This is a genomic window from Tenacibaculum geojense (genome assembly GCF_042676005.1).
GTDB lineage: Bacteria > Bacteroidota > Bacteroidia > Flavobacteriales > Flavobacteriaceae > Polaribacter > Polaribacter geojense.
Genome location: NZ_JBHTJR010000050.1, coordinates 12,165 through 28,954, shown reverse-complemented (window position 1 = coordinate 28,954; position 16,790 = coordinate 12,165). Strand labels below are relative to the sequence as shown.

General features: G+C 29.7%; 21 protein-coding genes. 17 read left to right on the top strand and 4 right to left on the bottom strand.

What is annotated here, in order from left to right; translation table 11 throughout:
- Positions 1-12 precede the first annotated feature (12 nt).
- From ACFQ1U_RS10310 to ACFQ1U_RS10300, 3 genes are all read right to left on the bottom strand, one after another.
- The gene (locus ACFQ1U_RS10310; protein ID WP_386108019.1) at positions 13-597 is read right to left on the bottom strand and encodes a peroxiredoxin-like family protein; all 585 of its coding nucleotides are present in this window, start codon (positions 595-597) and stop codon (positions 13-15) included.
- A gap of 155 nt (positions 598-752) precedes the next feature.
- Entirely contained in the window at positions 753-1,304 is a 552-nt protein-coding gene (locus tag ACFQ1U_RS10305; protein WP_386108017.1) for an acyl-CoA thioesterase, read from the bottom strand.
- Entirely contained in the window at positions 1,294-1,683 is a 390-nt protein-coding gene (locus tag ACFQ1U_RS10300) for a 6-phosphogluconate dehydrogenase (protein WP_386108015.1), read from the bottom strand. The genes ACFQ1U_RS10305 and ACFQ1U_RS10300 overlap by 11 nt, the downstream gene beginning before the upstream one ends.
- A gap of 77 nt (positions 1,684-1,760) precedes the next feature.
- Here ACFQ1U_RS10300 and ACFQ1U_RS10295 point away from each other — a divergent pair, with 77 nt between their 5' ends.
- On the top strand, positions 1,761-2,936 hold the full coding sequence (locus tag ACFQ1U_RS10295) for a GlmU family protein (RefSeq protein WP_386108013.1): 1,176 nt from the start codon (positions 1,761-1,763) through the stop codon (positions 2,934-2,936).
- A gap of 37 nt (positions 2,937-2,973) precedes the next feature.
- On the opposite strand, the gene ACFQ1U_RS10290 is transcribed toward ACFQ1U_RS10295, so the two are convergent.
- Positions 2,974-3,204: a uroporphyrinogen decarboxylase gene (locus ACFQ1U_RS10290; protein ID WP_386108011.1), complete on the bottom strand. Its 231-nt coding sequence runs from the start codon at positions 3,202-3,204 to the stop codon at positions 2,974-2,976.
- Positions 3,205-3,301: 97 nt separating this feature from the next.
- On the opposite strand from ACFQ1U_RS10290, the gene ACFQ1U_RS10285 reads away from it, so the two are divergent.
- From ACFQ1U_RS10285 to ACFQ1U_RS10210, 16 genes are all read left to right on the top strand, one after another.
- Positions 3,302-4,543, top strand: coding sequence for a PAS domain-containing sensor histidine kinase (locus tag ACFQ1U_RS10285; RefSeq protein WP_386108009.1), 1,242 nt, complete (start codon positions 3,302-3,304; stop codon positions 4,541-4,543).
- Between the two features lie 7 nt (positions 4,544-4,550).
- A complete protein-coding gene (locus ACFQ1U_RS10280) occupies positions 4,551-5,603 on the top strand; it encodes a response regulator (RefSeq protein WP_386108007.1) in 1,053 nt (350 codons plus the stop codon).
- A gap of 69 nt (positions 5,604-5,672) precedes the next feature.
- Positions 5,673-6,305, top strand: a complete 633-nt coding sequence (locus ACFQ1U_RS10275) for a universal stress protein (RefSeq protein ID WP_386108005.1) — start codon at positions 5,673-5,675, stop codon at positions 6,303-6,305.
- Between the two features lie 352 nt (positions 6,306-6,657).
- Positions 6,658-7,311: a TetR family transcriptional regulator C-terminal domain-containing protein gene (locus ACFQ1U_RS10270; protein WP_386108003.1), complete on the top strand. Its 654-nt coding sequence runs from the start codon at positions 6,658-6,660 to the stop codon at positions 7,309-7,311.
- Positions 7,311-8,621 carry an ABC1 kinase family protein gene (locus ACFQ1U_RS10265; protein WP_386108001.1) on the top strand — a complete coding sequence of 437 codons (1,311 nt, stop codon included), beginning with the start codon at positions 7,311-7,313 and terminating at the stop codon, positions 8,619-8,621. Before ACFQ1U_RS10270 ends, ACFQ1U_RS10265 begins: the two co-directional genes overlap by 1 nt.
- Positions 8,621-9,262 carry a flavin reductase family protein gene (locus ACFQ1U_RS10260; RefSeq protein ID WP_386107999.1) on the top strand — a complete coding sequence of 214 codons (642 nt, stop codon included), beginning with the start codon at positions 8,621-8,623 and terminating at the stop codon, positions 9,260-9,262. Before ACFQ1U_RS10265 ends, ACFQ1U_RS10260 begins: the two co-directional genes overlap by 1 nt.
- Positions 9,252-9,395: a DUF2256 domain-containing protein gene (locus ACFQ1U_RS10255; RefSeq protein WP_147130484.1), complete on the top strand. Its 144-nt coding sequence runs from the start codon at positions 9,252-9,254 to the stop codon at positions 9,393-9,395. The genes ACFQ1U_RS10260 and ACFQ1U_RS10255 overlap by 11 nt, the downstream gene beginning before the upstream one ends.
- Positions 9,371-10,675: a DASH family cryptochrome gene (locus tag ACFQ1U_RS10250; protein WP_386107997.1), complete on the top strand. Its 1,305-nt coding sequence runs from the start codon at positions 9,371-9,373 to the stop codon at positions 10,673-10,675. The genes ACFQ1U_RS10255 and ACFQ1U_RS10250 overlap by 25 nt, the downstream gene beginning before the upstream one ends.
- A 2-nt stretch (positions 10,676-10,677) precedes the next feature.
- Complete coding sequence (locus ACFQ1U_RS10245; protein WP_386107995.1) at positions 10,678-12,183, top strand: cryptochrome/photolyase family protein; 1,506 nt, start codon at positions 10,678-10,680, stop codon at positions 12,181-12,183.
- Positions 12,184-13,674 carry a cryptochrome/deoxyribodipyrimidine photo-lyase family protein gene (locus tag ACFQ1U_RS10240; protein WP_386107993.1) on the top strand — a complete coding sequence of 497 codons (1,491 nt, stop codon included), beginning with the start codon at positions 12,184-12,186 and terminating at the stop codon, positions 13,672-13,674.
- A 21-nt stretch (positions 13,675-13,695) separates the two neighbouring features.
- The gene (locus ACFQ1U_RS10235; RefSeq protein ID WP_386107991.1) at positions 13,696-14,121 is read left to right on the top strand and encodes a hypothetical protein; all 426 of its coding nucleotides are present in this window, start codon (positions 13,696-13,698) and stop codon (positions 14,119-14,121) included.
- Positions 14,111-14,377: a TIGR03643 family protein gene (locus ACFQ1U_RS10230; protein ID WP_386107989.1), complete on the top strand. Its 267-nt coding sequence runs from the start codon at positions 14,111-14,113 to the stop codon at positions 14,375-14,377. Before ACFQ1U_RS10235 ends, ACFQ1U_RS10230 begins: the two co-directional genes overlap by 11 nt.
- A gap of 3 nt (positions 14,378-14,380) precedes the next feature.
- Entirely contained in the window at positions 14,381-15,061 is a 681-nt protein-coding gene (locus ACFQ1U_RS10225) for an SDR family NAD(P)-dependent oxidoreductase (protein ID WP_386107987.1), read from the top strand.
- A 52-nt stretch (positions 15,062-15,113) separates the two neighbouring features.
- Positions 15,114-15,593: a CIA30 family protein gene (locus tag ACFQ1U_RS10220; protein ID WP_386107985.1), complete on the top strand. Its 480-nt coding sequence runs from the start codon at positions 15,114-15,116 to the stop codon at positions 15,591-15,593.
- 9 nt (positions 15,594-15,602) lie between these two features.
- On the top strand, positions 15,603-16,073 hold the full coding sequence (locus tag ACFQ1U_RS10215; RefSeq protein ID WP_386107983.1) for a TspO/MBR family protein: 471 nt from the start codon (positions 15,603-15,605) through the stop codon (positions 16,071-16,073).
- A 37-nt stretch (positions 16,074-16,110) separates the two neighbouring features.
- Complete coding sequence (locus ACFQ1U_RS10210) at positions 16,111-16,569, top strand: RNA methyltransferase (protein WP_386107981.1); 459 nt, start codon at positions 16,111-16,113, stop codon at positions 16,567-16,569.
- The last annotated feature ends 221 nt before the right edge of the window (positions 16,570-16,790 follow it).

Genomic DNA, 16,790 nt, shown 5'->3' with positions numbered 1-16,790 from the left:
ATAGTTAATATGTTATTGTATAGCTTTGGCAGTAGCTAACAATAATTTTGTGTCAATTCTATTTTTGTAATCTGGACTGATGTATTCATATAAAATAACTCCTTCTTTATTAATAATAAATACTGATGGAGCAGGTAATGCAGATTTATTTTTTCCTCCAGAAGCTTTACCTAACATATCTCCGTATTTTTCAGGAGCTTTAAAAGCGATACCTAAATTTTGAATTAATTGAGTTGAGCTATCAGAAATCAATTCATATTTAGATGAAAATTTGTTAGCATCTTTAGAAACTTTATCTGGACTAACAGCTATGATTTGATAACCTGAAGTTAATAATTCGTCTTCAATTTTTTGTAATCCTTCTAATTGACGATTACAATATGGACACCAACCACCTCTGTAAACTACTAACACTGTTTTTTGTTGCTTAAAAATATCAGAAGTACTAATTTCTTTACCTTTTGAATTAGTAACAGTTGTTGCTGGAATTTTTTCACCTACTAATAATGGTGAAATTTCCTCTGCAGAATTAGCTATTTGTGCAGTAGTAACTTGAAAAGCCAATGTAATGGCAAGTATTGATAAAAATTGTTTCATTGTTAAATATTTTTTGTGTTAGTCTTAATTAAATTAAGTCCTTACAAAAAACATTTCAAGGCTTTCAGAAAACGGGGTTTTTATTTAATTCAAAAAGATATAAGTAGTTGTTTTTTATTTTTTTACAGGAGTGTCAAACTTTTTGTGAAAATTAATTATTTCTTCAAGTTAACTTGTACATTGTAGTTTTCTAGTTCTTTTAAATAATCATTTGGTATAAAGTCATCACTATCAAATTCGTCTTGTCTTTTTCTTTTCATTTCAATTCTTTTGATAGCTTTTAAAAAACGTCGTACTTCTAAATCGCTATCTAAAATTAAGCCAGGTACTTGTTTGCTTTTTCCATCATCAGTTCTGGCAACCATTGTAAAATAAGAAGAGTTACAATGTTTTACGTTTCCTGTTTGAATATTTTGAGCTTCTACTCGAATACCAACTACCATTGACGATTTACCAACGTAATTTACAGAAGCTTTCATGGTTACTAATTCACCAACTTCAATTGGATTTAAAAAATCAACAGTATCTACAGATGCAGTTACACAATAAGTTCCTGAATGTTTAGAGGCACAAGCAAAAGCAATTTGATCCATTAAATTTAATATATAACCTCCATGAATTTTTCCGCTAAAATTAGCAAATGAAGGCAACATTAATTCAGATATTGATATTTGTGTTTCCTCTACATGTTTGTATTTATTCTTCATTGTCATAATTTCTACCTCCGCTAAAATGTGGTGATTTTTCTTCTTCTACTTTAGTGATAAAATATTTACTATCCCCTAACCAAAAGAAAGTTCCGTATCGTTCTTTATAATACACTTTTACATAACGACCTTGGTATTTTTGTAAGTCATATATAGCCTCTTTCTGTTTGTTTTCAACAGAAAACTTAAAAATTTGAGCTCCAGAAATTCCTTGACTAATTTCACCTTCCCAAGTTTTAATCATAACACCTTTACGACTAAATTTTATTAACTCACCAGATCTTATTCCTTCACTGTAAGGTATGTAATAAATAAAAGCATAATACATTGCTGTTATTATTAAGATACCCAATAAAATAAGTGCTAATATTTTTTTCATAATAACAAAAGTAAGATTTATATTTTTACTTGAATACGAAAATAGTAAGTTTGTATAGCTTCAAAACAGTATACAAAATGAATTATATTTTATTTGATGGTGATGTTCGCACCGCATTATTACCTTTAACATTTACACGTCCGGTTGCCGATATTAGAGTTGGTATTTTAACTATTAGAGAAAAATGGGAAAAATACCTTGGTTACACAACTTCAACAATAACAGAAGAGTATTTAGAAGAAAAATACCCAATGGTAGAGTTAGCGCAAAACATTATGCTAAATGCTTCTTATTTACCTAATGAAGTTTTAGCTACAATGGTTAAAAATCTACAGCCTAACGAAGCAATTTTTAAAGGTGAAGATGTTATAGCATTTTATACTACAGATGAGCAAGAGGAGGTAAATTTTGAAGATTATAAGCAAATAGAATTTGAGGAAGATTGCATTCAAATTAAAAATACGTGGGATATATTTTCATTAAATGATGTCGCTATTCGATCAGATTTTGAGTTAATTACTAAAGATAGAAAGTCTGAACCAATACCAGATACTGTGCAATGTGTTGGTAAAGAGCAAATTTTTATTGAAAAAGGAGCTAAGCTTACTTTTTGTACCTTAAATGCTACTACAGGTCCTATTTATATTGGGAAGAATGCCGAAATAATGGAAGGTTGCGTGGTAAGAGGTGCATTAGCAATGTGTGAAAATTCAGTATTAAAATTAGGAGCCAAAATTTATGGTGCAACAACCTTGGGACCTTATTGTAAGGTAGGAGGAGAGGTTAATAATTCGGTATTATTAGGGTATTCTAATAAGGGGCATGACGGATTTTTAGGAAATTCTGTGTTGGGTGAATGGTGTAATTTAGGAGCCGATACTAATAATTCTAACCTGAAAAACAATTACGCAGAAGTGCGATTATGGAATTATGAAACCGGAAGATTTGCAAAAACAGGTCTTCAGTTTTGTGGTTTAATAATGGGAGATCACTCTAAATGTGGAATTAACACCATGTTTAATACAGGAACAGTAATAGGAGTATCAGCAAATATTTTTGGTAGTGGTTTTCCAAGAAATTTTGTGCCTTCTTTTAGCTGGGGAGGAGCTTCTGGTTTTACAGAATATAAATTAAATAAAGTAGATGAAGTTGTAGAAGTAGTAATGCGTAGAAGAAATATTGAATATGATGCTGTTGAACAACGAATTTTAAGCGCCGTATTTGAAGAAACTAAAGCATTTAGGAACTATTAAAGCATAAAAAAACTCACTATAATAGTGAGTTTTTTTATTAATCTTTCTTTATAAAAAGGTAATAAAGGTTGAAAGCCACAATAAAACCATTGGTAATAATAATTGGCATATCATTTCCTAATAAAACTCCGTAATAAATAAAAGCAGCACAACCAAACGAATTAATAATACGTAAGGTTTTAACATTCTTCATCATAAAAGAAATAATTAAAAGTGCCGAGGCTAAATAGCCAATCCAATCTGTAAAAGTAATACTTGATAAATCCATGCTGCAAATGTAAAATTTTATACCAATTGATAAGCTTAGATTGGTGTTCAAAAGTATATATTTTGTAATTTTATATGCTCAAACCACCCATTTATCAATGTTTAATAAAGAAAAAGAATTTTTTTCTGTGCTTTTTGAAGCTGTATCTGAAGGTGTTATTGTAGTTAATACAGCACAAAAAATAGTAGCTTCAAATAAGTCTGCCGAAACAATGTTTAATTACTCAAAAAAAGAGCTGGAAGGTCTACCATTACTTAATTTAATCCCAAGAGATTATCATCAAAATCACGAAAGCCATGTAAGTAAGTTTATGAAAAACAACCAAACAAGGCAAATGGGGGTTGGTAGAGATTTGTATGGTGTTAAAAAATGTGGCAATATATTTCCGGTAGAAGTTGGTTTAAACCCTTTTACAGTTGAAGGGGAAACGTATGTAATGGCTTTAGCAGTAGATATTACGTTAAGGAAACAACAACAAGATCAAATTTATGAATTAAATGCTCAATTAGAGCAAAAAGTAGCAGAGAGAACTCAGGAGTTAAGTGATGCAATTCAACAATTAAAAACGGTAAATACAGAGTTAGATGATGAAAATAAAAAACGTTTGGTTGCCGAGCAAAATGCTAAAGAAGCACTTCAGAAAGAAAAAGAGTTAAACGAGTTAAAAACTAAATTTTTATCGTTAGTATCTCACGAGTTCAAAACACCGTTAAGTGGAATTTTAACATCAGCAATGTTGTTAAGTAAATATAAATTATCTGAGCAACAAGAAAAGAGAGATAAACACATTAAAACTATAACAGATAAGGTACATTATTTGAATAATATTTTAAATGATTTTTTATCTGTAGAAAAATTAGAGCGTGGTAAAATAAGTTATAAACCTTCTCACTTTAAGTTAAGTAAGGTTGTAAACGAGGTTGTTTACAATGCAAATATGATGTTAAAAGAAGGTCAACGTATTAATTATCCTGATAATATAGATGGAATTTCATTGTATCAAGATGAAAAAATAGTAGAATTAGCATTATCTAACTTATTATATAATGCAATAAAGTATTCTTCAGAAAATACACTCATCGATGTTTTTATTCATCAAAATGAAGAAAATACTCATTTTACTGTGAAAGATAATGGTATTGGTATTCCAGAAAATGATCAAAAAAATATATTTAAACGCTATTTTAGAGCTGAAAATGCTTTGTTAACTCAAGGAACAGGAATAGGGTTAAACATTGTGAAACATCATTTAGAAAATTTAAAAGGAGATATATCTTTTAGTAGTAAAGAAGGCGAAGGAAGTACGTTTGAGTTTTTTGTCCCTAATAAGTATCAATAATTCCACCATGAAACATATATTATTAATAGAAGATGATGCTGTGTTAAGAGAAAATACAGCAGAACTCTTAGAATTATCTAACTATAAACTAACCACTGCCGCAAATGGTAAAATTGGAATAGAAAAAGCAGAACAAATCTTACCAGATATAATTGTTTGTGACATAATGATGCCAGAAGTAGATGGTTATGGTGTATTATCACAGCTTTCCAGGTCAGAAGCAACTATGTATATTCCTTTTATATTTTTATCGGCTAAAACAGAGCGTAAAGACATTCGAAAAGGAATGGATATGGGAGCAGATGATTACTTAACCAAACCATTTGCCGAGGAAGAATTAATTAGCGCCATAGAAAGTCGTTTAGCAAAGGCTGCCATTTTAAAAGAAGAAAGAGAGTCAGCGTTAATCCAGCCATTAGAAACTGTGGAGGAACTTCAATCATTACATCAATTAAAAATCTTTTTTGATGATAATGGAAAAGAATTATCTTTTAATAAAGAAGATGTTATATTTCACGAAGGACAACATTCTAACAATGTGTTTTTAGTTACTAAAGGTGTTGTAAAATGTTACAAATTAGATGAGCAAGGGAAAGAATTAGCAACAGATATTTATAAAGAAGATGATTTATTTGGTTATACTTCTTTTATGCAAGAGTTGCCATATCAAGAAACAGCTGTTGCAATGGAAGATACTTGTTTGGTTGCAGTAGGAAAAAATGAACTTACAGAAGTGTTAGACAACAACCCAAAACTTGCTTTTGAACTTATAAAGTTATTAGCAGATGACGTTAGTTCTGCTAAAAATCAGTTATTAGAAATGGCTTACAGTTCTGTTCATAAAAAAACAGCTACTACTATTTTAAAGTTTGCACATAAAATTAATAGATCGCCAAATGAGCCCATAAAAATATCAAGAAATGACTTGGCGAGTGTTGCAGGAATAGCAACAGAGACATTAATTAGAACGCTCTCTAAATTTAAAAAAGAAGAAATTATAGCTATTGAAGGTAGAAACATCAGTATTTTAGATTTAGAAGCATTAAAATCTATTCATTAGTGCTATAACATGATGAATATCATTTTTTATCATAACGCTTACTTTTATTTTTGAAGTAAGCTTTTTTTTATGATGAAAAATATATTATTACCTACTGATTTTTCGAGCAATTCTATGAATGCAATTAATTACGCACTCCAGTTTTTTAAGAGCGAAAAATGTAATTTTTATATTTTACATGTAAATAGAATTGTTTCTGTATATGACGGAGCTTCTGTATATACTCCTGCTGCAAGTACCAATATAAATGCTGTTTGTGTAGAAGAGTCAAAAGAAGTATTAAAAGAAAGGTTGCAAACTCTTCAAGAACAAAATAAAAACAGTTTACATAAGTTTTATGCTTTGCATGATACTAATTTTTTTATTGAGTCTGTAAGAAAACATGTTGAAGAAAAAGAAATAGATTTAATTGTTTTAGGTACAAAAGGAGCAAGCAATGCGGCTAATAAGGTAATTGGTACCAATACTGGTGATGTTATTAGAAAAGTTGCCTGTAAAACCTTAATTATTCCTGAGAAAGCAATTTATACCGATTTGTCCACTATAACTTTTCCAACAGATTTCTCTTTAAACTACAGCATACAAACCTTAAATCCGCTACATGAGTTGTTGCGTAAAACAAATGCCAACTTACAAATTTTACATGTTACAAACTCTGAGGTTTCTTTAAATGCAAATCAACAAGAAATAAAGATTTATTAGAAGATTTTTTTACGGAATTACCGTATACTTTTTTTTATAAAAAATCTAAGGTTATAGAAAATGCCATTGAAGAGTTTACCTACAAATACAGTACAAGTTTGTTAGTTATGGTGGCAAAAAACCTTAATTATTTTCAACAATTATTGTTTCATCCTAAAGTAGAAAAATTAAGCTTTCGAACTAAAATTCCTTTGCTAGTTTTACATGAATAATTGCTTGAAAAAATAAGTTATAATCAACTTTTCTTATGCTTTAATAATTTTTGTTTACTTTTTTTAACATAAAGTTAAACAAAAATATAGTATCTTTGAATTGCAATAAAACATACACACATTTTCAAATAGATACTACCATGGCAAAGAAAAAAAATATTAACAAATCAGATCTTATTTCAATGTATATGGATTATGTGTTAGAGCACAATGAAGATCCAAAATCTGTATACAAGTTTAGTAAGGATAATAATTTTGATGAAGCTTTATTTTATCAGAGTTTTACTTCTTTTGAGGCCATAAAAAATGAAATTTTCACTGTTTTTTTAGAAAACACACTTGGCTTACTTCATAAAAGTGAAGAATTCGAATCTTTCGATGCCAGAAATCAACTTCTAAGTTTTTACTATACCTTTTTTGAAATGCTTACAGCTAACAGAAGTTATGTTGTTTACGCATTAAAAAATCAGAAAAACAAACTAGAAGTAATGAAAAGCCTTAAAGGATTAAAAAAAGGATTTACCAAGTTTGTAGATAATCTTGACATAGAAAAATTAGATGTTAAGCAAGAAAAATTAGAAAATATTCAAGACAAAGCGCTAAGTGAAACTGCTTGGTTACAATTAGTAGTAACTATTAAGTTTTGGTTAGAAGATACTTCTTCGGCATTTGAAAAAACAGATCTATTTATTGAGAAATCTGTGAACGCCAGCTTTGATGTAATCAATATAGCACCTATTAAAAGTATAATAGACTTAGGTAAATTTTTATTTAAAGAAAAGATGATGAAGTAATGAAAACAATAGATAACATTCCCACTTCCAAAATACAACGTGCGTCTAAATTAGTTCAAACGGGAGCTAAAGTAGGTGTAAACTACTTAAAATATTATGGTAGTAAGTTGGTTAATGGAGAAGATGAAGCCAAAGAACAGCTAAATAAAGACAATGCAAAAGATATATATAATGGCTTAAAACAGTTGAAAGGAAGTGCTTTAAAAGTAGCTCAAATGTTAAGTATGGAAAAAGGTATTTTACCACAAGCATATGTTGAGCAATTTTCTTTATCACAATTTTCTGTTCCGCCATTATCTGCTCCTTTGGTGAAAAAAACATTTAAAAAGTATTTTGGTAAAAATCCAGATGAATTGTTTGATACTTTTAACCTGAATGCCGTTAGTGGAGCAAGTATCGGACAAGTACATGTTGCAAAAAAAGATGGCAAAAAATATGCTGTTAAAATTCAATATCCTGGAGTAGCTGAAAGTATTTCTACAGATTTAGCGCTGGTTAAGCCGATAGCTATTAAGATGTTTAATATTAGAGGTAAAGACAGCGATAAGTACTTTAAAGAAGTAGAAAATAAATTAATAGAAGAAACAAATTATGTATTAGAGGTTGCTCAAAGTCAAGCTATTGTTGATGCCTGTAAACATATTCCAAATCTTAAATTTCCAAATTATTACAAAGATTTATCTTCAGATAGAATCATAACGATGGATTGGATGGATGGTATTCATTTGTCTGAATTTACTAAAGAAAATACCAATCAAAAAGTAGCAAACAAATTAGGGCAAGCGTTATGGGATTTTTACATGTATCAAATGCATGTGTTAAGAAAAGTTCATGCAGATCCTCATCCAGGAAACTTTATGATATCTAAAGACAATCAACTAATTGTTTTAGACTTTGGTTGTATGAAAGAAGTGCCTGAAGAGTTTTACGTTCCTTATTTTGAATTAGCCAAAAAAGAAGTCATTTCAGATCCAAAATTATTTGAGCAAAAGTTATTTGAGCTAGAAATTTTAAGAGAAGATGATAGTAAGGAAGAGTTAGCCTTTTTCAAAGAAATGTTTTATGAAATGCTAAGTTTATTCACAGAACCATTTAATACGGAAGAATTTGATTTTTCTGATGAAACATTCTTTGGAAAAATTACAGAGTTGGGTACCAAGTATGCAAAAAATACAGAGTTACGTAACATGAACGGAAATAGAGGATCAAAGCATTTTATTTATATCAATAGAACCTTTTTTGGATTGTATAATTTAATGCATGACTTAAAAGCAACCAACATTATAATTAACAATTTTACTAAGTACTAATGGCATTTTTTAACAGTGAAGACATAAAAAATTTTGATAAAATTCACAGAATTAATTTGATGAATAGTTTATCAGGATATAAATCTGCTAATTTAATTGGTAGTATATCAGAAGAAGGTGAGGAAAATGTGGCAATTTTTAGTTCGTTAATACATTTAGGTTCTAATCCGCCATTGTTAGGTTTTATTGTTCGTCCAACCCTAATTCCTAGAAACACTTATGAAAATATCAAAAATACTGGTGTTTTTACTGTAAATCATGTTTCAGAAGATATTATTAAAGACGCTCATCACACATCAGCAAAATATGAAAAGCATGTGTCTGAGTTTGATATGACCAGTCTTACACCATCTTATATAAATAATTTTAAAGCTCCTTTCGTATTTGAGTCACCTGTAAAAATAGGTATGAAATATCTAGAAGAGTATCCTATAAAAGCAAACAATACTATAATGGTAGTAGGTCAGATAGCGTTTTTTGTAGTTGATGATTTGATGCTTCAAAAAGATGGTTTTTTAAACCTTTCTAAAGGAAGAGTGGCCACAATAAATGGTTTAGACGGGTATGCAGTTCCTAACTTGTTCACAAGAGAAGCGTATCAAAGACCCAAGTCTTCATTAGTAATGATTAATGACAAGTAGAAAAAAACAACATTTACCCAGTAAAATATGTCCTGTTTGCGAACGACCATTTACATGGCGAAAAAAATGGGAGCGAGACTGGGAGAATGTAAAATATTGTAGTAAAAAATGCAGCAAAACAAAACAGCCATAGTATGGTTTACCAATAATTTACGTGTTCAAGATAATGAAGCTTTATATCAGGCTTGTGCTAATTACGAGCAAGTAATTGCAGTGTATTGTTTTGATGAGGAATTATTTACAAAAACACAGTTTGGATTTAAAAAAATTGAAAAATATAGAGCACAGTTTTTAAGAGAATCGGTTATAGATCTTCAAAAAAACTTACAATCTTTAAATGTTCCTTTTTCTATTTACTATGGGTGTCCGCAACAGGTGGTTACAAGTGTATGTTTAGAATACAACGCGGACGCCCTCTTTTTTCAGAAAGAGTTTACTAGTGAAGAAAACAAACAAATAGATGCTGTATTAAAAAACTTGCCAAAAAATGTAACAACTCATAGTTTTTATGATCAGTTTTTATTTCACCCGGATGATGTTCCATTTTCTATCAGAAAACTACCAGAGGTTTTTACAATATTTAGAAAAAAGGTAGAAAAATTATCAGAAGTAAGATCAAGGTTCTCACTTCTCCCTAAAAAAGAAACAAAAGTATCAGTTCCTGAGTCTAAAGTACCATCTTTAAAAGCATTAGGCTTCGATTCATTTGAACTTCCTGTAAATACTGCTTTTCCTTTTAAAGGAGGAGAAACAGCCGCGTTACAAAGGTTAAATGATTATTTTTTTAATACTAAAAAGCTAGCTTTTTACAAGAAAACAAGAAACGGACTCATTGGAACAGATTATAGTTCTAAATTTTCATCATGGCTAGCAAACGGAAGCATCTCAGCAAAAACCATTTATTGGAAAGTAAGAGAGTTTGAAAATGAATTTGGTGGAAATCAATCCACTTACTGGATGATTTTTGAGCTTATTTGGAGAGATTATTTCAAGTTTATTGCTTTAAAACACCAAAACAAACTGTTTAAAATTAGTGGTTTAAAAAACATACACTATGATTGGAAAGAAAGTCAAGCTCAAATAGATCGATGGATTAACGGAGAAACTCAAGAGCCATTTGTAAACGCAAATATGATAGAGTTAAAATTAACTGGTTGGATGAGTAATAGGGGAAGGCAAAATGTAGCATCTTATTTTGCTAAAGAATTGCTGCTAGATTGGCGAATTGGAGCTGCATATTTTGAGAGTATGTTAATAGATTATGATGTACACAGTAACTACGGAAATTGGCAATATGTAGCAGGTGTAGGGAATGATCCAAGAGATAGAAAGTTTAATGTTCAGCTACAGGCAGAAAGGTATGATGGCAAAGGTGCTTTTCAACGCATGTGGTTACAACCAACACTTTTTTAGTTATGAATGAAGTTACTGTTATATTTCCGCATCAATTATTTAAAAATACTGAGTTTTTACCTTCAAAAACAACCGTGTTTTTAGTAGAAGAATACTTGTTTTTTAGTCAATATAATTTTCATAAACAAAAAGTAGCTTTCCATAGAGCAAGTATGAAATTTTATGAAAGTTTTTTAGCTGACAAAGGTTTCAAAGTTATCTATGTAGAAGCTTCAGACAAAAGAAGTGATGTTAGAAAGCTATTTTCTTTTTTTATTGATGAAGAGATAACAACAGTTCATATAATAAACCCTACTGATAATTGGCTGGAGAAAAGAATAAAAACTTTTTCAGAGCAAATATCAATTCAGTATTATGAAAATCCGTTATTTATAAATTCTAAAGAAGAATTAAGTTCATTTTTTAAACCTAATAAAAAGAAATTTTTTCAAACGTCATTTTATAAAAATCAACGTACAGATAGAAATATTTTAGTCACAAACGGTGAACCTGTTGGTGGTAAATGGACTTTTGATGCAGATAACAGAAAAAAATATCCAAAAGATAAAACACCTCCAACTATTACATATCCAAAGGTTAATAAACATTTTAAAGAAGCAATAGATTATGTAAATGCCAACTTTAAAAATAATATAGGAGAGGTAGATTCAATCCAGTACTATCCTACAACTTTTAAAGAATCTGAAGATTGGTTACAAGAATTTTTTAAGGTGCGTTTTCATGATTTTGGTGCTTATGAAGATGCTATTGTAAAAAAAGAACATTTTTTAAACCATAGTATTCTATCTCCTTTAATTAATGTTGGATTATTATCTCCATTATATGTAATTGAAGAGGCTATAGATTTTGCTGCTAAAAATGACATTCCTATTAATTCTTTAGAGGGTTTTGTTAGACAAATTTTGGGGTGGAGAGAATTTATAAGAGGTGTTTATGAAGTAAAAGGTACAGAAGAACGTACAAAGAATTTTTGGAATCATACTAGAAAAATACCAGCTTCATTTTATACCGGAACAACGGGTATTGATCCTATAGATACTACAATTAAAAAACTATTAAAAACAGGATATGCGCATCACATAGAACGTTTAATGATTTTAGGAAATTTTATGTTGTTATGTGAGTTTGACCCTGATGAGGTTTACAAATGGTTTATGGAGTTGTTTATTGATGCTTATGATTGGGTTATGGTACCAAATGTATATGGTATGACTTTGTTTGCAGACGGTGGTTTAATGTCTACAAAACCCTATATAAGTAGTAGTAATTATATAAAAAAAATGAGTGACTATCCTAATGGAGAATGGCAGCAAATTTGGGATGGTTTATTTTGGAATTTTATGGATAAAAACAGAAGTTTTTTAAGTAAAAATCCACGTTTAAATATGTTATTGTCCAATTTAGATAAAATGGATAATTCTAAAAGAGAAACTCATTTTAAAAACGTTGCTATGTTTTTTGAACAATTAGAAAATCCTAAAAAAGAAACACAGCTTAATTTATTATAAATGAGTAAAAAAGAAAACATATCTGTTGTTTGGTTAAAACGAGATTTGCGTTTACATGATAATGAAGCAATATATAACGCTTTACAGTCAGGAAACAGAGTGCTTTTTATGTTTGTTTTCGAAAACTTACTACTTCAAGACGCTCATTACAGTGAGCGTCATTGGAACTTTATAAAACAATCTATTCAAGATTTAAACGAAGATTTAAAACACTATAACACGCAAGTTTTTTGTGCTACTGGAGAAATTTTTGCCATTTTTAATCAGTTACTTACCAATTTTGATGTAACACAAGTATTTTCTCATCAAGAAACAGGATTACAAGTTACTTTCAATAGAGATAAAGAATTCGCTAGATATTGTAGAAACAATTCTATTGAATGGATAGAAAATATAAATAATGGTGTATTAAGAGGTTTATTAAATAGAGAAGATTGGTTTGATAAGTGGGAGAATTACATGTATTTACCACAAATACCTTTTGAAGCTTCTTCAGAAAACTTTATCAGTATTGATGAAATTCAAAACATAAGTAAGTATTTTCATGTTACAGATTTATCAACAGAAAAAGACATAAATTTTCAATATGGCGGAACAAAAATGGCTTGGAAGTATGCAGATTCTTTTTTTAATGAACGATATGAAAAATATATGTTTCATATATCTAAACCAGAAGCGTCTAGAAGTAGTTGCAGTAGGTTATCACCATATATAGCTTGGGGAAATATATCTATCAGAACCGTATTTCAAAAAGCCAAAGAAGTTAAAGCGCAATCAAAAAATAAAAGACATTTAAGCGCTTTTATATCTCGATTACGATGGCAAGCGCACTTCATTCAAAAGTTTGAAATGGAGTGTACTATGGAAAATGCAAGTGTTAATAAGGGATATCACAAGCTAAAAAAATCTATATCAGAAACCTATAAAACTGCTTGGGAAACAGGATATACGGGTTTTCCTTTAGTAGATGCTTCTATGCGTTGTTTAGCACAAACAGGTTATATAAATTTTAGAATGCGCGCTATGTTAGTATCTTTTTTTACACATATTTTATGGCAACCATGGCAAGAGGCAACCCATCATTTATCACGCTTATTTCTTGATTTTGAACCTGGTATTCATTTTCCACAATTACAGATGCAAGCAGGTGAAACAGGTATTAATAATTTACGAATATATAATCCTGTTAAAAATGGACAAGAGCATGATCCTGATGCTGTTTTCATAAAAAAATGGGTGCCTGAATTAGCTCATTTACCAGTTCCGTTTATTCATGAACCCTATTTATTGACTCCTTTAGAGCAACAATTTAATAATTGCATTATAGGGGAAGACTATCCAGCCCCAATTGTAGATATTAAAGAGAATAGAAAACGTGCTAGTGATATTTTATGGAATATGAAAAAAGATCCTGAAGTACGTAGAGAAAGCTATAGAATATTAAAAAAGCATACGATTAATAATAGAAGTAGAATGTTAAGAGATGAGTAATTATTTATAAAAAATAATCCTATGATTTTTAATACAACATACCACAATACAGATTTTGAAATTCATAGTAAAGAACTATTGGGAAAATCATTCTCTTTATTAGAAAAAATAAAGATGAATGGTGCAGGATCTGGTAGGTTTATGATTGCAGAGGTAAGTGAAAAGTTAGCCGCTGCACAAAAGCAGTTTTCAGAATTAAATTACGCAAACATAGAACTAAGGCCTAAAGGTATTTTAGTACATTATACAAATCGTTTACAACGTTTTTCGTGGTCTGTTCCATATCATAGAATGGTAATTTATAGTACCAATTTATTTAGTATACATGCCGAAGGAAGTTTTATAAAATTTTACAAGAACAAGAATTATAAAGAAAACAAAAAGTTTATTGAGAAAATGATAGACTTCAAAAATGAATATTTAGACTTTGAATATTATGACCGATAGAGATATAGATAGAATTATTGAAATGGCTTGGGAAGATAGAACCACTTTTGATGCTATTCAGTTTCAATTTGGTTTAAAAGAACAGGAGGTTATTAACTTAATGCGAAGAGAAATGAAGCCTTCTAGTTTTAGAATGTGGCGCAAAAGAGTTCAAGGTAGAGCTACAAAGCATGAAGCTAAAAGAGCATTTATAAAAGGTCGTTTTAAATGTTCAAGACAAAGAAATATATCTAATAATAAAATATCTAAAAGATAAAATATGAAAACAATTATAGTAGTAGGAGGGAGTAAAGGTATTGGAGCTGCCATTATAAACAGCTTAAAAGATACTCATAAGGTTATTAACATTAGTAGAACAGCAGCAATATCACATGCTAATGTTACCAATTACACCGTAAATGTTTTAGAGGATGAGCTGCCAGAAATTGAATCGACAATTAATGGATTAGTGTATTGCCCAGGTAGTATTAATTTAAAACCTATTAACCGATTAAGTTTAGATGATTTTAGAGCTGATTTTGAGATTAATGTTTTAGGAGCTGTTAAGGTTATTCAAAAATATGTTAATAATTTAAAGAATAACAACGGTAGTGTAGTATTGTTTAGTACGGTGGCTACTAAGTTAGGAATGCCTTTTCATGCAAGTGTTGCAGCAAGTAAATCTGCCGTAGAAGGTTTAACAAAATCACTGGCTGGAGAATTTGCTACCAAGGTACGTTTTAATTGTATTGCACCTACTGTTACAGAAACATCATTAGCAGACAAACTATTAAGAAACGACAAACAAAAAGAAAACATGGAGAATAGACATCCATTAAAAACCTATTTACAACCTACTGATGTTGCGAGTTTAGCAAATTATTTATTGTCAGATAATGCTTCGGCTATTTCAGGACAAGTATTTCCAATAGACGCAGGTATTGTTAGTTTAAAATTATAATAATATGATGTTTCTCTATCTTTTAAATTTATTAATTATACAAACACATGTTATGATAGCAGATTTTTCAAATTCATACCCTATAGAATCATGGAATATTACTAATGATGTTGTTATGGGAGGCCTATCAAATTCTTCTATGAGTTTAACTAGTGATGGCTATGCTGTGTTTTCAGGAGATGTCTCCACCAAAAATAATGGAGGTTTTGCTATGACAAGACATACAGAATCCATCAATTTTGATAAAAGTCATTCTAAAATAGTTTTAAAAGTTAAAGGGGACGGAAAAAAATATCAGTTTAGAATAAAATCTAATATATATCAACGTTATTGGTACATACAAACATTTAATACAACAGGTGAGTGGGAAGAGATTATCTTATTGCTAAACGATTTTTATCCATCTTTTAGAGGAAGAAAGCTAGATATAGCTAACTTTTCATCAGAAAATATTGAAGAGATAGCACTATTAATCGGCAATAAAAAAGACGAAAGCTTTAAGTTATTGATAGATTCTATTAAAATTTATTAAATTAGTTATATGTTTAAACCAATAATTCGTTTTTTTATATTTTTAGTTGCTAATTTTTTGGCTTTGTACATTGGTACTTTATTGATGAATGACGGACCACAAACTTCTTGGTATCAAAATTTAAATAAAGCTCCGTGGACGCCACCCGGTTGGGTTTTTGGTGCAGCATGGACTACCATAATGGTTTTATTTGCGCTTTACATGACCAAACTAAGCTTTCAATTTTATCTTTTTGATAAAAAACTAATTCTTTTATATTCTTTACAATGGGTTTTAAATGTAAGTTGGAACTTATTCTTTTTTAACAAACACCTTACAGCTATTGGTTTAGTAATCATAACACTGCTTTGGTTATTAATAGGATATTTTACGTTTAAGTTTAAAAAAGATCTTAGCTATAATACGTTATTTATTTTACCTTACTTAATTTGGATGACCATTGCTACTAGTTTAAATGCCTATGTAGTTTTGTATAATTAAAGAAGCTAAGTTTGTTATTGTTTGATACTTTTGTGGTATGAACAATAATTTTATAAATGAGTTTTTTGGAATTGGTATTTTAAATGGTAAAACTCCTGAAAATTTAGGTGTTTTATGGAGATCTGCCCAAAACTTAGGTGCTAGTTTTATCTTTTCTATTGGCAACAGGTATGCCAAACAGGCGTGTGATACACATGACGCTGTTAAATCAATGCCTTATTATCACTACAACACTTTTGAAGACTTTTTTAATAATTTACCCAAAGGTACACGTATTGTTGGGGTAGAATTAGATGAGAGTGCTCAAGATTTAGAGACCTTTAATCACCCAAGGCGATGTGTATATTTATTAGGAGCAGAAGATCATGGACTGAGTAAAAAAGCCATTGAAAAATCTCATTTTCTAGTCAAGTTTAAGTCAGAGTTAAGTTTAAATGTTTCCGTAGCTGGTAGTATTGTAATGTACGATAGAGGACTAAATAAGCTTAGAAGTTAGTTGTTTCTTTTTAGTTTGAATTTGTAGTCAAACTAAAGTATGTGCTTAGATTTTTTGTAGTTTTATTTATTGTTTATAATAATAACAATACAAATAATAAATTCGGCATCACTGCACTAAGCATAGTTATAATAACTTCTACAAATACTATTTTTTAATTATTTCTTATGAAACTCAAATTTTTAATGAACGTATTCCTATTATACCACCTTATGATTCAA

Excerpts from the sequence above, each read along its gene's own strand:
- ACFQ1U_RS10260 (WP_386107999.1), top strand. The coding sequence starts at position 8,621 with ATGGCATTTTTTAACAGTGAAGACATAAAAAATTTTGATAAAATTCAC.
- ACFQ1U_RS10235 (WP_386107991.1), top strand. The coding sequence starts at position 13,696 with ATGATTTTTAATACAACATACCACAATACAGATTTTGAAATTCATAGT.
- ACFQ1U_RS10255 (WP_147130484.1), top strand. The coding sequence starts at position 9,252 with ATGACAAGTAGAAAAAAACAACATTTACCCAGTAAAATATGTCCTGTT.
- ACFQ1U_RS10290 (WP_386108011.1), bottom strand. The coding sequence starts at position 3,204 with ATGGATTTATCAAGTATTACTTTTACAGATTGGATTGGCTATTTAGCC.
- ACFQ1U_RS10310 (WP_386108019.1), bottom strand. The coding sequence starts at position 597 with ATGAAACAATTTTTATCAATACTTGCCATTACATTGGCTTTTCAAGTT.
- ACFQ1U_RS10245 (WP_386107995.1), top strand. The coding sequence starts at position 10,678 with ATGAATGAAGTTACTGTTATATTTCCGCATCAATTATTTAAAAATACT.
- ACFQ1U_RS10295 (WP_386108013.1), top strand. The coding sequence starts at position 1,761 with ATGAATTATATTTTATTTGATGGTGATGTTCGCACCGCATTATTACCT.
- ACFQ1U_RS10230 (WP_386107989.1), top strand. The coding sequence starts at position 14,111 with ATGACCGATAGAGATATAGATAGAATTATTGAAATGGCTTGGGAAGAT.
- ACFQ1U_RS10225 (WP_386107987.1), top strand. The coding sequence starts at position 14,381 with ATGAAAACAATTATAGTAGTAGGAGGGAGTAAAGGTATTGGAGCTGCC.
- ACFQ1U_RS10250 (WP_386107997.1), top strand. The coding sequence starts at position 9,371 with ATGCAGCAAAACAAAACAGCCATAGTATGGTTTACCAATAATTTACGT.
- ACFQ1U_RS10215 (WP_386107983.1), top strand. The coding sequence starts at position 15,603 with ATGTTTAAACCAATAATTCGTTTTTTTATATTTTTAGTTGCTAATTTT.
- ACFQ1U_RS10220 (WP_386107985.1), top strand. The coding sequence starts at position 15,114 with ATGATAGCAGATTTTTCAAATTCATACCCTATAGAATCATGGAATATT.
- ACFQ1U_RS10280 (WP_386108007.1), top strand. The coding sequence starts at position 4,551 with ATGAAACATATATTATTAATAGAAGATGATGCTGTGTTAAGAGAAAAT.
- ACFQ1U_RS10265 (WP_386108001.1), top strand. The coding sequence starts at position 7,311 with ATGAAAACAATAGATAACATTCCCACTTCCAAAATACAACGTGCGTCT.
- ACFQ1U_RS10285 (WP_386108009.1), top strand. The coding sequence starts at position 3,302 with ATGTTTAATAAAGAAAAAGAATTTTTTTCTGTGCTTTTTGAAGCTGTA.
- ACFQ1U_RS10275 (WP_386108005.1), top strand. The coding sequence starts at position 5,673 with ATGATGAAAAATATATTATTACCTACTGATTTTTCGAGCAATTCTATG.
- ACFQ1U_RS10305 (WP_386108017.1), bottom strand. The coding sequence starts at position 1,304 with ATGAAGAATAAATACAAACATGTAGAGGAAACACAAATATCAATATCT.
- ACFQ1U_RS10300 (WP_386108015.1), bottom strand. The coding sequence starts at position 1,683 with ATGAAAAAAATATTAGCACTTATTTTATTGGGTATCTTAATAATAACA.
- ACFQ1U_RS10270 (WP_386108003.1), top strand. The coding sequence starts at position 6,658 with ATGGCAAAGAAAAAAAATATTAACAAATCAGATCTTATTTCAATGTAT.
- ACFQ1U_RS10210 (WP_386107981.1), top strand. The coding sequence starts at position 16,111 with ATGAACAATAATTTTATAAATGAGTTTTTTGGAATTGGTATTTTAAAT.
- ACFQ1U_RS10240 (WP_386107993.1), top strand. The coding sequence starts at position 12,184 with ATGAGTAAAAAAGAAAACATATCTGTTGTTTGGTTAAAACGAGATTTG.